The sequence below is a fragment of the Bacillus timonensis genome (assembly GCF_004799755.1).
Taxonomy (GTDB): domain Bacteria; phylum Bacillota; class Bacilli; order Bacillales; family Bacillaceae_L; genus Ferdinandcohnia; species Ferdinandcohnia timonensis_A.
This window is the reverse complement of record NZ_SLUB01000003.1, coordinates 65,715-80,497: the sequence shown is the minus strand read 5'-3', so window position 1 is coordinate 80,497 and position 14,783 is coordinate 65,715. Positions and strand designations below refer to the sequence as shown.

Here is a 14,783-nt window from a genome sequence, read left to right as displayed (position 1 = left end):
ATATCTTAAAGATCTTTTTCTGTTCGAACAACCATGACATCACATTTTGCGTAGCGTGTAATGTTTTCAGAAACACTGCCTAAAAGGAACCGTTCGACAGCGTTAAGACCAGTCGCACCACAAATGATTAAATCAACTTGATGCTTTGGCGCAATATCCTTTGCAATTTTTATTTTAGGAGATCCGTATTCTAATAGTGTATCTATATCTTCAATACCTGATTCTTCAGCCATTTGCTCATAGCGCTTCAGCAATTCTTTCCCGAATTTTTCAGATTCCTCTGTAAGGTTTAGCTGGTATGCACCAATTGTTGCAAATTGTTTTAAGTCAATCACATGAGTAATAATCAGTTCTGAATGGTACCGCTTACAAACGTCGATTGCTTTTTTAAAAGCCCATTCAGCTTCCTTAGAACCATCAACAGCAACAAGGACTTTTTTATAGGAAACTAGCATTTTAATGCCCCCTAAATATAGATATAGTCTATCTACTATTAGTATAGCACTGCATATGGCTTGAAAAGGGAAATATATTGTATAAAAAATGAATTTTTTATGGATTATTAGAAAGAAAAATACTGTTGTGTAAGTGTTTTCATTATTGTTATAATAAGGTTTGTAATTTTAAGGAAAAAAAGATAGTTGATCATAATTAGAGGAGTGTTTTTACATGCGTATTGGTGTACCCCGGGAGATTAAAAATAACGAAAACCGCGTTGCGATGACGCCGGCTGGTGTAGTGAGCCTTGTAAGCGCCGGCCATGAAGTTTACATAGAAACCAACGCTGGTGCTGGATCTGGTTTTACAGATCAACAATATGCCGATGCAGGGGCAATAATTGTGAATACACCAAGTGAAGCATGGCGAACGGAAATGGTCATGAAGGTTAAAGAACCGCTGCCAGAGGAGTATCAATATTTTCGTGAAGATTTACTCTTGTTCACGTATTTACACTTAGCTGCAGAGCCGGGACTGACAAAGGCTCTTGTTGAGAATAAAGTCATTGGACTTGCCTATGAGACCGTACAGTTACCTAATGGTTCCCTTCCATTGCTAACTCCAATGAGCGAAGTTGCAGGAAGGATGGCAACGCAAATCGGTGCTCAATTTTTAGAGAAGCCACATGGTGGTAAAGGTATTTTACTAGCCGGAGTACCTGGAGTACATCGTGGGAAAGTGACGATCATCGGTGGAGGAGTTGCAGGTACTAATGCGGCTAAGATGGCAGTGGGTCTTGGAGCACAAGTGACGGTTATCGATTTAAATCCAGACCGTCTTCGCCAGCTTGATGATATTTTTGGTGCAGATGTAACAACACTTATGTCAAACCCACTTACTATTGCAGAAGCAGTGAAGGATTCAGACCTTGTAATCGGGGCAGTACTTATTCCAGGAGCAAAGGCTCCAAAACTTGTAACAGAAGAAATGATTGTTTCAATGGCACCAGGTTCTGTAGTCGTAGATATTGCCATAGACCAAGGCGGGATTTTTGAAACCACGGACAAGATTACAACACATGATAATCCAACCTATATCAAACATGAAGTAGTCCACTATGCGGTTGCGAATATGCCTGGCGCTGTACCTCGTACATCAACTTTTGCATTAACGAATGTTACTGTTCCATATGCATTGATGATCGCAAACAAAGGCTTCAAGAATGCATGTTTGGAAAATGATGCTTTGTTTAAAGGAATCAATACGCTTGATGGGTATGTAACGTATAAGGCGGTTGCAGAAGCACATGGAACTTCCTATTCAGATGCAAAAACACTTATAGAAAATAGATAAATCATAAGGATACCTGTTAGGTATCCTTACTTCGTTTTCAGTAACTAATCATTGTCACCTTTTATTATGCATAAAAATAAGATAAAGAAGAGTCTGTAGTGAGTAATACGTCTACTAATGAGTAAAGGAGTGCACAAGTATGGGTTCATCCGTTTTTTATAATGGATCATTAGCACCCTATGTTCACCGACCAACGCCTTCCGAAACAAAAAATCCCAATCAATCAACCTATTATTCGAATTTTGTATCTGAACATATAAAGTTGCAGGAAAAATACAATGAAACCATTAAAGAATATATAAAAAGTAATGAAGTGTTAATCAAAAAGTTAGCGGAGGAACAAAAGGGGTTTCAACATCAATTTTTTCATTATGAACAGAGACAAAGGGATAACGATGAAAAGCTTACAAAGAAAATGAGGGAACAGAAAAATTTATTGGAGGTATTTGTTGGCTTTATGAAGAAACAGGAAAAATTGAATGAGACAGCAGCTAAGCAGCATGTGGAACATAAAGACCAGCTTGAGATTTTAGGAAGAATTGTTCGAAATCAAGAAATCTTCAACGAAAAAGTTGCTGAGAATATGAATCTCGTGAAGGAGCAATTTGACCAAATCATTGCTTCCTTAAAAAATCACGAATTGAAAAATGAAACGATTTCAAAACAATTTGAAGAAAAAGATGAAAAAGATCAGGAAATCGTAAATACCATTTCAGAACAAAAGGAATTGTTTTTTAAGGTGTTAAATGGGTTACAGGATAATAAAGAACAATATAATATTTTATTTGATTATGTGCGTAATCAGGATAACTTTAACCATAAGTTATTTGAATACCTTTGTTCAAAATTTGAGGAAGAAGAAAATGCAATCAATTAAAAAGGACCCCAAGGGGTCCTTTTTCATCTTTATTTCGTAATAAGTTCCTTAGGGAAATTAGTTAAGGTTTTAGCTCCATCAGTGGTGATAATCATATCATCCTCAATTCGGACGCCGCCGATTTCTGGAACATAAATGCCTGGTTCTATGGTAAATACCATTCCCTTTTGTAAAAGCAAATCATTCGTTTCATTCATGGATGGAAATTCATGAACGTCAATTCCAAGCCCGTGCCCAATTCGATGTGTGAAATATTCCCCATAACCAGCATTTGAAATAATCGATCTTGCAGCCACGTCGATATCTCCAACTCTTGTTCCAGGTTTACATGCATCAACAGCTGCTAATTGAGCTTTTAATACGGTGTTATAAACCTCACGTTGTTGATCTGAAATCTCACCAAAAGCAACAGTTCTTGTAATGTCTGAACAATATCCATCGAGAATAACACCTAAATCAAATAGAACAAAATCACCTTTTTTGATTGTTTCAAGACCAGGTTTTCCATGTGGTGCTGCTGTTTTTAGTCCTGTTAATACCATCGTATCAAAGGACATTTGTCGGATTCCTTTTTTCTTTAATTCAAATTCGATTGTCGCTAACACATCTAGTTCTGTTTTTCCTTCAGCGATTGCTTCTACCCCAACTTCTACTCCGTAATCAGCAAGCTTTGCTGCTTCTTGGAGAATAGCTACCTCTTGGTCTTCTTTAATCATGCGTAACATATGTAATTTTTCTTCAGCAGATACGAATGTCGTCGAAGGGAATAACTTTTGAATTTGCTCAAATCGCTCCACGGTTAAATGCTCTTTTTCAAGAGCCAAGGTGGATACATTTACATTTCGTTTTGAAAGGGAATGTTGGATAAGTTCCCATGGATTATCTGTATCACTAAATCCGATGATTTCATATTGCCAGCCTGCATTTCGTGCTTGCCCAAGCTCCATATTAGGACAAATTAAGATAGGCTCCTCGTCTTGAAAAACGAATAAACCGAGAAGTCTTTCATGTGGATCTGTATAAAAATTTGTTAAGTAAAATACATTTGGAGTAGACGTAATAAAACTACACGCAATGTCCCTTTCCTTTAACCAACTAGAAAGCTGTTGTAATCGTTGATTCATATTTGACACATCCTTTTGAATAATAAAGAATACTGTTCAATTTTATCACTTTGTAGGTTGAAGCGAAAGGTTAGGACATCATTTGAAAAATAATTTAGGGTTTGTTTTCATTAGGAAAAGGGTATAAAAAAGAGGGAAAGTACGCATGAAAAAAGAAGTAATATAATATGGTTTCTACATACAATTTTGGAAGGGGAGATCCATATGAAGGTATCGTATCATGGACATTCTGTCGTCAAAATTGAAACGGGTGGTAAGACTATCATAATTGACCCGTTTATTACTGGTAACCCGATTACAGACTTACGTGCTGCTGATGAAAAAGTCGATGTCATTTTACTCACACATGGGCATGGAGACCATGTTGGCGACACTGTAGAACTTGCTAAGCGTAACTCGAGCCTGGTGGTTGCACCAAATGAACTTGCTGTTTATTTAGGATGGCAGGGATTGAAGGTACATCCAATGCATATTGGCGGAGCGCACCAATTTGATTTTGGAAAGGTGAAGTTTACTCTAGCTTTTCACGGCTCAAGCGTAGAAATTCCTGAGAAGAAGGAGTTCGTTTATACTGGTATGCCAGGTGGAATTTTATTTACGGCTGAAGGAAAGACTATTTATCATGCAGGAGACACTGCCTTATTTTATGACATGAAGTTAATCGGTGAACTTAACGACATCGATGTTGCGTTCTTACCAATTGGGGATAATTTTACAATGGGACCAGATGATGCTTTAATCGCAGCGGAGTGGTTAAAAGCAAAGACAATCATTCCAATTCACTACAATACATTCCCGGTTATTCAGCAGGATGCCGATGACTTTGTCTCAAGGCTAACCTCTACTGAAGGAAAAGTTTTATCGGCAGGGGAGTCAATTGAATTATAAACTTACAAAGACGCGACGTTTCGCGTCTTTTTTCTAGGCTTGCCTCATAGAATAATACAAGCATAGGTAAAGGAGGAAAAGGTATGCACAATAGATTATTACTATGTTTATTGCTTTGTGGGGTTTTGCTTTATTATGGGGTTCCACGCTTATCGATAGGAGCAGAAGGACTAGAAGGTATTTTTTCGATTTCGTGGCTAGTTTTTGCATTAATTGTAGTAAGTGGAAATCTAATTGGTCTATTGTATAATCCAAAATCTGCTCAAAAAGTGACAAACCTACAAGGAGCGTCAGCAAAACGTAGACAAAGAATGAGGAATTACTAACATCGACCAGCTTATGCTGATTGATGTTAGTAATTAGCCTCCGGCGGATGCCACGATTTTTCAACGGAAACTTTCCAGCATTAACTGGCACTAAGCCCTCACTGAGGGCAATTGCCAGTAAAAGCCTGATTGGTTCAACTAACAATCTGCGGAAAAACACATCCACAGATTGAAGTTTCACTGTATCTCGCGTAAGATCAAAGACTAACAACGCCACTTCCTGTGGCAACGTCTTTGTGACCCACCTCGTGTGGGCCTAAAATCGGGCGCAAATACGCCTCGGCGTATTTGATTTCTATATAAAATTGAATAAACCGCGCTTCACCCGTATAATAAAGGTAAGAAAATAACGGAAATAGATAAAAGAATGATTATTAGAGGGTGAAGAGCTTGGCGACAAAGCATGAGCAAATATTACAGTATATTGACACACTTCCGATTGGTGAGAAAATTTCGGTTCGACAAATTGCCAAGGATATGAAGGTGAGTGAGGGTACGGCCTACCGTGCAATCAAAGAAGCCGAAAATAAGGGGTATGTTAGTACAATTGAACGTGTGGGAACCATTCGAATTGAACGTAAGAAGAAGGAAAACATTGAAAAGCTGACCTTCGCAGAGGTAGTTAACATTGTCGATGGACAAGTGCTTGGGGGAAAAGCCGGTCTGCATAAAACCTTAAATAAATTCGTCATCGGTGCAATGAAGCTTGAGGCCATGATGCGTTATACGGGTGCTGGAAACCTGTTGATAGTTGGTAACCGTACAAAAGCACATGAATATGCATTAAATGCGGGAGCTGCTGTATTAATTACAGGTGGATTTGACACAGATGAGCAAGTAAAAAAACTTGCTGATGAGCTACAACTCCCTATTATCTCGAGTAGCTATGATACTTTTACGGTTGCAACGATGATTAATCGCGCAATTTATGATCAGCTCATTAAAAAGGAGATAGTATTAGTTGAGGATATATTAACACCAGAAACTGAGACAGTAAGCCTTCACCTTTCTGATAAAGTGGAGAAATGGTATGAACACAATACTGAAACAGGACACGGACGTTATCCAGTAATTGATCGCCAATCAAAGGTAGTTGGTATGGTGACTGCAAAGGACATTATGGGACAAGACCCTAATACATCAATTGAAAAAGTAATGACAAAAAACCCGATGACGGTAAACGGAAAAACATCTGTTGCATCTGTATCTCACATGATGGTATGGGAAGGAATTGAAATGCTACCGGTCGTTGACCAATCAAATCGTTTGCAAGGAATCATTAGTCGTCAGGATGTATTAAAAGCTCTTCAGATGATTGGGCGTCAACCTCAGGTAGGAGAAACAATCGATGATATTGTTACAAATCAATTAATGGATATTTCTGCTGATGGAGAACCTATTTATCAATGTGAAGTAACTCCACAAATGACTAATTACTTGGGGACCATTTCCTACGGTGTGTTTACTACAATTGTCACTGAGGCGGCCAATAGGGTACTTAAATCCTTTAAAAAAGGTGATCTTGTTATTGAAAATATGACAGTTTATTTTATGAAGCCTGTTCAAATTGATAGTATGATGGAAATTCATCCGCGAGTATTAGAGGTTGGAAGAAGATTTGGGAAAGTCGATGTTGAAGTTTTCAATGGTGGAGTCGTTGTTGGTAAGGCAATGATGATGGCCCAATTAATTGAAAGGTAGATTAGTAAGAGAAAAAAAGAGACGCTAACGCGTCCTTTTTCATTCTTACTTTTGCTCTGCTTCTTTTATAACTAATGGCTGATAATGCTTATAGGCACGAAACCCTGCCCATGTACTTCCCCCACCAACAATGATCAGGATCGTTCCAATTACATATGAGATTGTAGAAGGATGAACAAAGAAGGCATTTAAACCAAATAGACCAACAAATAGTCCGAGTGCCATACTAGACTTCGCAGAGAGCCATTGTTTTTCAACGGGGCGTCTTGTGCGAAAGTATTTTGTTTTATAATAAAAATAAAATACAAGTGCAAAAATGATAAACAAAACAAGTATTTTCATAAATAGCTTCCTCCAATTCTAGATTGCTATACCTATTGTAACTAGAACAAATCTAAATTGCTAGTGAATAGAATGTGGAAACTTCGTGAAGAAAAGAGAACAAAATGGGTATTAAATAAGGAGAACTGAAATGATTCAAGAGATTCTAAGAACAATAACAGAATTTGAGACGATTATCATTCATCGCCATGTAAGACCTGATCCAGATGCATATGGGTCACAATGTGGTTTAGCAGAAATCTTGACAACATCCTATCCAACTAAAAATATATTTGTTGTTGGTGAGGATGAACCCTCTTTACTCTTTCTAAAGGAAATGGATAAGATATCTGATGAAACTTATAAAGAGGCTTTAGTGATCGTTTGTGATACTGCAAATCAGGACCGGATTTCAGATCAGCGCTATAATCAAGGCAAAAAACTAATTAAAATTGACCATCATCCAAATGAAGACCTATATGGAGACCTTTTATGGGTTGATACAAAGGCAAGCTCCTGTAGTGAAATGATTTATGAGCTTTACCTTCAAGGGAAAAATCAAGGTTTTACCCTCTCACAGGAGGCTGCGAAACTTCTATTTGCTGGAATGGTCGGAGACACCGGTCGATTTTTATTTCCAAATACAAATCCAAAGACATTTACATATGCAGGAGAATTACTCAAATCTGGTTTTGATTTTCCGCTAGTGTATGAAAATTTGTATAAAATAAAGGAAAATGTCGCTCGTCTAAGTGGGTATGTTTATCAGAATTACAAAGCTACCGATGATGGTGTGGGCTGGATGACAATTCCAAATGATGTTTTGAAAAAATACAATGTAACACCTGCTGAAGCATCGCAGCTTGTAAGTAATTTAGGAAATATCGAAAATCTTAAGACATGGGTGTTTTTCGTAGAGGAAAAGGATCAAATTCGTGTCCGTTTACGCTCTAAAGGACCGATCATTAACGAAGTTGCCAAAAAATATAATGGTGGTGGTCATCCCCTTGCATCAGGAGCTACCATCTATTCATGGGAAGAGGTAGAGCAGGTCATTGCTGATTTGCAGGAGGTTTGCAGACGAAAAAAATAAAGTCGCTCCATTTGCATGCGACTTTTTTTTAGTTATCTACCTTCACGGGGATGAACCAAGAGCCTAAATCTGTTACTTCTTCAAGAACATTAAGGTTTAGTGCTTGAATCTCTTTCTTTAGCGCATTGATGACATCTGGGGATTCTGCGTAAGCAGAGTACCCATTTTTTAAATGTGTCATTTTTTCATTTAAGAGTTTTCTTCGGTTAATATACATATTTTCCCTCCTCGTATGTTTTAATTACATTTTATTTCAATTTCCCTCAAAAATGCTACATGTTTTTTAAATTTTTGAAAAATTTAAATATATCTGTAACAAAATGTTCACTTTATAATGATAATTGGTCTGTTTTGCACCTCAAAATGGAACCTGTTACTCCAAAGTCAGTAAATATTCGGACAAGGAAAAGCAAAAACATCGCGGTTGTGTCCGAAGTCGAGGCATCTTCAGACAAAGGAAAGCAAAAACATCGCGGTTGTGTCCGAAGTCGAGGCATCTTCAGACAAAGGAAAGCCAAAAAATCGCGGTTTTGTCCGAAGTCGTGTAACTCCTTTAATATTAGAATTTACTTCACCCAGGAAACACACTGTTGCATCTTTAACTTTGGACTGAAAAGCAATTCACCGACAATATCACACCTATTTTCAAAAGCATATTCTCATGTACAACAAGTATTGTCATACCCCAAAAAACTGATGTGAGATTTAATTATTTTTTTACAAAAACTGAATTAAACGTTATTATAACAAGAAAATTAAAGCGTGAATTCGTATGTGAATTCACGCTAAGAACGTATTGTAATTTACTGTTTTGCACCCTGAATCGACCAGTTAAAATTGGAGGCTTCAATTATTTAACCTGTTCGATATTGAGTGTGATTTCAAGCGTTGTATCAAAAAAGACGGTGTGAATTTTGAGTCTATACTTTTTATCGTCCAGTTCATACACACTATTTTCAATGGTCCTAAAAAGGAGCTGTTTATTTTGGGAGACTGTTTGAATATCCTGTCCAATTAAAGAGTTCAGGTCTTCAATTACAGCGGTTTTCATGTGATGAAGATTGAGTGAGCTAAGATCAAAATTCTTTTTATTCGCAAAATCCACCTTGAAGTCTTGAATTTTAAGTTTATTTTTGTTTTCATCATTTAATTTTTGCATATCTTCAATAAGAATATCCTTACTTTTTTTTAGGTCTTTAATTTCGTCCTCCTGTTGTGTAATCTTTCGAATTTGATTCTCCTGCAACACTCCAAACTGAAACAAAAAGATAAACCAACTTAATAAGGCGCCGATTACAATACCAGCGAAAAATCGTTGCCAACCGGGTTTTTGATGATAAGGTGGGACTCTCATTAGGTGATGTGCTCCTGTGTAAACCACTCAATAATTCTCCACCCGAATTGAGCTCCTCCCATAGCCGAGACAATAAGAAGAAATTGTTTAAAGACATCTTTTGTCTGTCCAAGAAAAATACCTTTTTCAAAGCTATAAAAGGTATCGAAAGTCCCGCCAATTGCAGCAACAAGGGCCCAAATTTTCAACTTACTTGCCACCGAATAGATTTCAGATAAAGGTGCTTGACCTGACATAAAGGCACCGAGCCCGCCGATTAATGATCCACCTAAAAGAACCCCGAGCGCAATAAAAAAGCTATGAATAAATGCAGGCATAAAAGCATCTTTTATTTCCATTTGGACACCCTCTTTTTGAAATTGATAATTATTAAATGTTTTAATACATGTATATGGACAAACCGTACAAACTATGAGTTTTGTTTTGCTTGTTTCATAAATAGGACTATAATTAAAGTAATCAATAGAACGATTAATGAAAGAGGTGGGATTTCATTGCCTTTTGTTCATCTACAGGTTCAAAGCGCATACAGCCTTTTATCAAGTGCTGCTAAAATAGAAGCGTTGGTTGAAAAGGCGAGCAACCTTGGGCTTAAAGCATTGGCGTTAACCGATGAAAATGTAATGTATGGTGCAATAGCTTTTTATAAAGAATGCAGGAAGCGTGGAATCAAGCCAATTATAGGAATGACTGCCTCCGTGTTGTCGGAGGAAGAACACATATCTTATCCTGTAGTATTGCTTGCAAAAAACAACAAAGGATATCAAAATCTACTAAAAATTAGCAGTGCCATCCAGACGAAATCTAAAGAAGGAATTCCTAGAAGATGGTTATCCCAGTATCGCGAGGGATTAATCGGAATTTCACCGGGTCTTAAAGGGGACATTGAGCAAAGTCTCAAGAATGGAAATTACGAGGAAGCCACCAAGCGGGTGATATCTTATAAAAAAATCTTTGAACAAGAAAGCTTTTATTTATCTGTGCAGGACCATGGCTTGCGAGAAAACGTTGAAATAAACAAAAACCTTTTCGCAATAAGTGAAGAACTAAAAATACCATTGGTTGCTACAAATAACGTTCAATACATAGAGCAAGCAGATTCATTCGCTCACGAATGCTTGTTATCCATTAAAAATGGGTCTAAGCTCTCAGATGAAGATCGACCCGTTCTACCAAGTAAGGAATATTATTTAAAATCTCCATCACAAATGAGTGAGCTTTTTGCTGAAACTCCAGAGGTTCTTGAAAATACAATACGCATCGCTGGACAGTGTCATGTTGAAATGGAATTTGGTAAATTTGCATTACCTAAATACCCAGTTCCGACTCAAGAATCGGCAGAGGACTATTTATCTAGAATCTGTCTCAACGGATTGAAAGAAAGGTATCAAACTCCTTCTGATGAACAATTTGAAAGACTCCAATATGAGCTTCAAGTCATCAAAAAAATGAATTTCAGTGATTATTTTTTAATTGTTTGGGACTTTATGAAATATGCTCATGAAAATGGTATTGTGACGGGACCAGGAAGAGGGTCGGCAGCCGGTTCATTAGTCGCATATGTTCTTTATATTACGGATGTTGATCCACTGGAACATCAGTTATTATTTGAACGATTCTTAAATCCTGAAAGAATATCTATGCCAGATATTGATATTGACTATCCTGATAACCGAAGAGATGAAATGATTGACTATGTCTCAAAAAAATACGGAAGACTGCATGTTGCACAAATCATTACTTTTGGAACGTTAGCTGCAAGAGCTGCGCTTCGGGATGTTGGTAGAGTGATGGGAATCTCTCCTAAGGAAGCGGATTTTCTTGCCAAACAAGTTCCTAGTAAGCTTGGAATTACTCTGCAACAAGCCTATGAAGAATCACAAGGGCTACGGGAATATATTCAAAATATCGAAATTGGACGAAAAATCTTTGAAACAGCAAAAAAAATAGAAGGTTTGCCAAGACATACTTCTACCCATGCTGCTGGGGTTGTCATAAGTGAACAACCGTTAACCGATTTAATTGCTATTCAAGAGGGGCATAATGACGTTTATTTGACACAATACCCGATGGATATACTCGAGGAAATAGGCCTCTTAAAAATGGACTTTCTTGGCCTTCGCAATTTGACCCTAATCGATAATATCAGATCAATGATTAAGCGGGGGACTGGAAAGAGTATTGACCTATCGACCATTCCATTGGATGATCCAAAAACATTTGCCTTGTTAAGTAAGGGCGATACAACCGGGGTTTTCCAACTAGAGTCAAGTGGAATGAGAAGTGTTTTAGTCAGACTTCAGCCGAATGTCCTGGAAGACATCGTGGCTGTAAATGCTTTGTACAGACCGGGTCCAATGGAAAATATCCCATTGTATATTGCACGTAAGCATGGAAAAGAAGCTGTGGAATATCCGCACTCTGACTTGAAATCGATTCTGCAAATGACATATGGCGTTATTGTGTATCAGGAACAAATTATGCAGATTGCCTCAAAAATGGCTGGATTTAGTTTAGGAGAGGCTGACCTTTTAAGGAGAGCCGTCAGTAAAAAGAAGAAAGAGGTTCTTGATAAGGAGCGGGAGCATTTTATTCAAGGTAGTTTGAAGAAAGGCTATACCGAAAAAACAGCAAATGAGATTTACGATTTAATTGTTAGATTTGCTAATTATGGTTTTAACAGGAGTCATGCTGTTGCCTACAGTATGATTGCTTATCAGCTTGCCTATTTAAAAGCTAACTATCCGCTTTATTTTATGGCTGCATTACTTACAAGTGTCATCGGAAACGATGACAAGTTAGGACAATATATTCGTGAATCAAAGCAAATGGGGATAACCATTCTGCCTCCTTCGATTAATAAAAGCTATTATCCATTTATAGTTGAAAAGAAGGCGATTCGCTTTAGTTTAGCGGGAATCAAAAGTGTAGGGGTTGCCGCATTAAAAGAAATGATTGAAACCCGAAAAGTTAAGCCGTTTTCGGATCTGTTTGATTTCTGTGTGAGAAATTCCATGAGAAGCATAAACCGACGGACGATAGAATCGTTAATTTGTTCTGGCGCCTTTGATGAATTTGGTGAACATCGGGCAACTCTGTTAGCTACTTTAGATGTGGCAATTGAGCACGCAGAACTTGTTCGACCGAAAGATGATGAAAATCAGTTTGAGATGTCTTTTGGTGATGATTTTGGACTTAAGCCAAAATATGTTGAAGTTGAACCTTTTAAGGAAATGGAAAAATTACGCTTTGAAAAAGAAGCACTCGGCTTTTATTTATCCAGTCATCCCATTTCAGCCTATTCGACTTATTTAAAGAAAAACGGAGCAATCGCAATTTCGGATGTTTCCCATTATCTACACCAAAATGTTGTGATAGGTGGATTCATCACAAAAGAGAGAACCATACGCACAAAAAAAGGTGAAGTAATGGCCTTTTTGACAATTAGTGATGATACAGGTGAAGTAGAAGGTGTTGCCTTTCCAAGAACATATACTCAGTCTGCAAATCTTTTAAAAAACGAGGCGTTATTATTACTAAAAGGCAAGATTGAAAATCGGAATAATCAATTGCAGATGATTATTAATCAAGTACAGGCATTACCTGATCAAGTAGATTTACCGGAGGAAGAGAAGAAACTGTTTATAAGGATGGAAAAAAGGCACCAAGAAGATCAAGCTTTTATCAATTTAAAAGAATTGTTAAAAGAATATCCTGGGGAAATTCCAGTTGTGTTATATTACCAGGAATCTCAAAAAACAATTCAGCTTCAACAAGAACTTTGGATTAGTCCTAATCCGAAATTTTTAGCCGAAATTAAGAAATTAATGGGTCAACAAAATGTGGTGTTTCAATAACAAACTCTTTACAGGAATAGCATATATGTTATATTGTAATAGAAAAGCGAGTGGTCATACCACTATTCATTCGTGTAAAAGGAAATTCTAATTTACTAGTTTTCATGAAAAAGGTTGGACAAGTTTTTAACCATTGCTTTTATGACTCTAACTGGTGCCAAAATGTAAGGTTACCAAGTTTTCTTTATAACAAGGAGTGAAAAAAAGGAAATGACTCTAAGAGAAGAAGCTCTACATATTCATCAAATTCATAAGGGAAAGCTTGAATCAAAATCAAAAATTCCAGTAAGAAATGCAAAGGATTTAAGTTTAGCATACTCACCTGGTGTAGCTGAACCATGTAAGGTTATTTACGATGACAAGTCCAAAGTGTATGAATACACAATGAAGGGGAATATGGTAGCTGTTGTTTCTGATGGGACCGCAGTCCTTGGCCTAGGAAACATTGGTCCAGAAGCCGCTCTTCCAGTAATGGAAGGAAAGGCCGTATTGTTTAAGAGCTTCGCAGGTGTAGATGCATTTCCAATTTGTTTGAATACAACAGATGTTGACAAGATTGTGGAAACTGTAAAATTACTAGAGCCAACTTTTGGTGGAGTCAACTTAGAGGATATCGCTGCTCCAAATTGCTTTGTCATTGAGGAGCGTCTTAAAAAAGAAGCCAATATTCCAGTTTTTCATGATGATCAACACGGTACCGCGATTGTTACAGTTGCTGGACTAGTGAATGCATTGAAGCTTGTTGGGAAGAAAATGTCAGAAATAAAAGTGGTTGCAAACGGAGCAGGTGCTGCAGGTATTGCCATTATTAAACTTTTATACCGTTATGGTGTTCGTGACATTATTATGTGTGACTCTAGAGGTGCGATATATGAGGGGCGTACCTTTGGTATGAATGATGTAAAAGCAGAGGTAGCGAAATATACAAATCGTCAACGCATTGAAGGCTCTCTTGCGGATGCCCTTCAGGATGCAGATGTCTTTATAGGAGTGTCTGTAGAAGGTGCCCTCACAGCAGACATGGTTAAAACAATGAATCAGGATGCAATTATATTTGCTATGGCAAATCCTAATCCTGAAATTATGCCCGATGTAGCGTTAGAAGCGGGTGCTAAGGTTGTCGGAACAGGAAGATCTGATTTTCCGAACCAAGTAAATAATGTACTTGCATTCCCAGGAATTTTTAGAGGGGCTTTAGATGCTAGAGCAACTCATATAAATGAACAAATGAAAATTGCGGCTGTTGAAGCAATTGCATCATTGATATCTTCCGAGGAACTTCGACCTGAATACGTCATCCCTGCACCATTTGACCCGCGTGTTGCACCAGCAGTTGCAGCAGGTGTGGCGAAAGCAGCAATGGAAACAGGGGTAGCAAGAATCACTGTTAATCCAGAAGAAGTTGCGGAGAAGACAAGACGTATGGCCATTATTGAATAATTGATCGGGTG

Annotated in this window: 14 protein-coding genes; 8 read left to right on the top strand and 6 right to left on the bottom strand. The window is 37.6% G+C overall.

Annotated features, from left to right (window positions below):
* Positions 1-5: 5 nt before the first annotated feature.
* A complete protein-coding gene (locus tag E1I69_RS02745) occupies positions 6-455 on the bottom strand; it encodes a universal stress protein (RefSeq protein WP_136378107.1) in 450 nt (149 codons plus the stop codon).
* A gap of 214 nt (positions 456-669) precedes the next feature.
* Here E1I69_RS02745 and ald point away from each other — a divergent pair, with 214 nt between their 5' ends.
* Together ald and E1I69_RS02735 are read left to right on the top strand one after the other, a co-directional pair.
* Complete coding sequence (gene ald, locus E1I69_RS02740) at positions 670-1,791, top strand: alanine dehydrogenase (RefSeq protein ID WP_136378106.1); 1,122 nt, start codon at positions 670-672, stop codon at positions 1,789-1,791.
* A gap of 139 nt (positions 1,792-1,930) precedes the next feature.
* Positions 1,931-2,668, top strand: a complete 738-nt coding sequence (locus E1I69_RS02735; RefSeq protein ID WP_136378105.1) for a hypothetical protein — start codon at positions 1,931-1,933, stop codon at positions 2,666-2,668.
* Positions 2,669-2,697: 29 nt separating this feature from the next.
* Here E1I69_RS02735 and E1I69_RS02730 read toward each other — a convergent pair whose 3' ends face one another.
* A complete protein-coding gene (locus E1I69_RS02730; RefSeq protein WP_136378104.1) occupies positions 2,698-3,792 on the bottom strand; it encodes a M24 family metallopeptidase in 1,095 nt (364 codons plus the stop codon).
* A gap of 204 nt (positions 3,793-3,996) precedes the next feature.
* Between E1I69_RS02730 and E1I69_RS02725 the strand changes: the two genes are divergently transcribed.
* From E1I69_RS02725 to E1I69_RS02715, 3 genes are all read left to right on the top strand, one after another.
* Entirely contained in the window at positions 3,997-4,680 is a 684-nt protein-coding gene (locus E1I69_RS02725) for a metal-dependent hydrolase (protein WP_136378103.1), read from the top strand.
* A gap of 83 nt (positions 4,681-4,763) precedes the next feature.
* Positions 4,764-5,006 carry a hypothetical protein gene (locus E1I69_RS02720; RefSeq protein WP_136378102.1) on the top strand — a complete coding sequence of 81 codons (243 nt, stop codon included), beginning with the start codon at positions 4,764-4,766 and terminating at the stop codon, positions 5,004-5,006.
* A 390-nt stretch (positions 5,007-5,396) separates the two neighbouring features.
* Positions 5,397-6,707 (top strand): CBS domain-containing protein, encoded by a 1,311-nt coding sequence (locus E1I69_RS02715; RefSeq protein WP_136378101.1) that lies wholly within the window; start codon positions 5,397-5,399, stop codon positions 6,705-6,707.
* A 45-nt stretch (positions 6,708-6,752) separates the two neighbouring features.
* Here the strand turns inward: E1I69_RS02715 and E1I69_RS02710 are convergent, their stop codons facing one another.
* Positions 6,753-7,049 carry a YtpI family protein gene (locus E1I69_RS02710; RefSeq protein WP_136378100.1) on the bottom strand — a complete coding sequence of 99 codons (297 nt, stop codon included), beginning with the start codon at positions 7,047-7,049 and terminating at the stop codon, positions 6,753-6,755.
* 130 nt (positions 7,050-7,179) lie between these two features.
* Between E1I69_RS02710 and E1I69_RS02705 the strand changes: the two genes are divergently transcribed.
* The gene (locus E1I69_RS02705) at positions 7,180-8,121 is read left to right on the top strand and encodes a DHH family phosphoesterase (protein ID WP_136378099.1); all 942 of its coding nucleotides are present in this window, start codon (positions 7,180-7,182) and stop codon (positions 8,119-8,121) included.
* A gap of 28 nt (positions 8,122-8,149) precedes the next feature.
* Here E1I69_RS02705 and E1I69_RS02700 read toward each other — a convergent pair whose 3' ends face one another.
* The 3 genes from E1I69_RS02700 to E1I69_RS02690 all read right to left on the bottom strand — a co-directional run bounded on the left by E1I69_RS02700 (position 8,150) and on the right by E1I69_RS02690 (position 9,813).
* Positions 8,150-8,338, bottom strand: a complete 189-nt coding sequence (locus E1I69_RS02700) for a hypothetical protein (RefSeq protein WP_136378098.1) — start codon at positions 8,336-8,338, stop codon at positions 8,150-8,152.
* 633 nt (positions 8,339-8,971) lie between these two features.
* Positions 8,972-9,475, bottom strand: a complete 504-nt coding sequence (gene ytrI / locus E1I69_RS02695) for a sporulation membrane protein YtrI (protein WP_136378097.1) — start codon at positions 9,473-9,475, stop codon at positions 8,972-8,974.
* Complete coding sequence (locus E1I69_RS02690) at positions 9,475-9,813, bottom strand: YtrH family sporulation protein (protein WP_116351746.1); 339 nt, start codon at positions 9,811-9,813, stop codon at positions 9,475-9,477. Before E1I69_RS02690 ends, ytrI begins: the two co-directional genes overlap by 1 nt.
* 156 nt (positions 9,814-9,969) lie before the next feature.
* Between E1I69_RS02690 and E1I69_RS02685 the strand changes: the two genes are divergently transcribed.
* A complete protein-coding gene (locus E1I69_RS02685; RefSeq protein WP_136378096.1) occupies positions 9,970-13,332 on the top strand; it encodes a DNA polymerase III subunit alpha in 3,363 nt (1,120 codons plus the stop codon).
* A gap of 210 nt (positions 13,333-13,542) precedes the next feature.
* The gene (locus E1I69_RS02680) at positions 13,543-14,772 is read left to right on the top strand and encodes an NAD(P)-dependent malic enzyme (RefSeq protein WP_136378095.1); all 1,230 of its coding nucleotides are present in this window, start codon (positions 13,543-13,545) and stop codon (positions 14,770-14,772) included.
* Positions 14,773-14,783 lie beyond the last annotated feature (11 nt).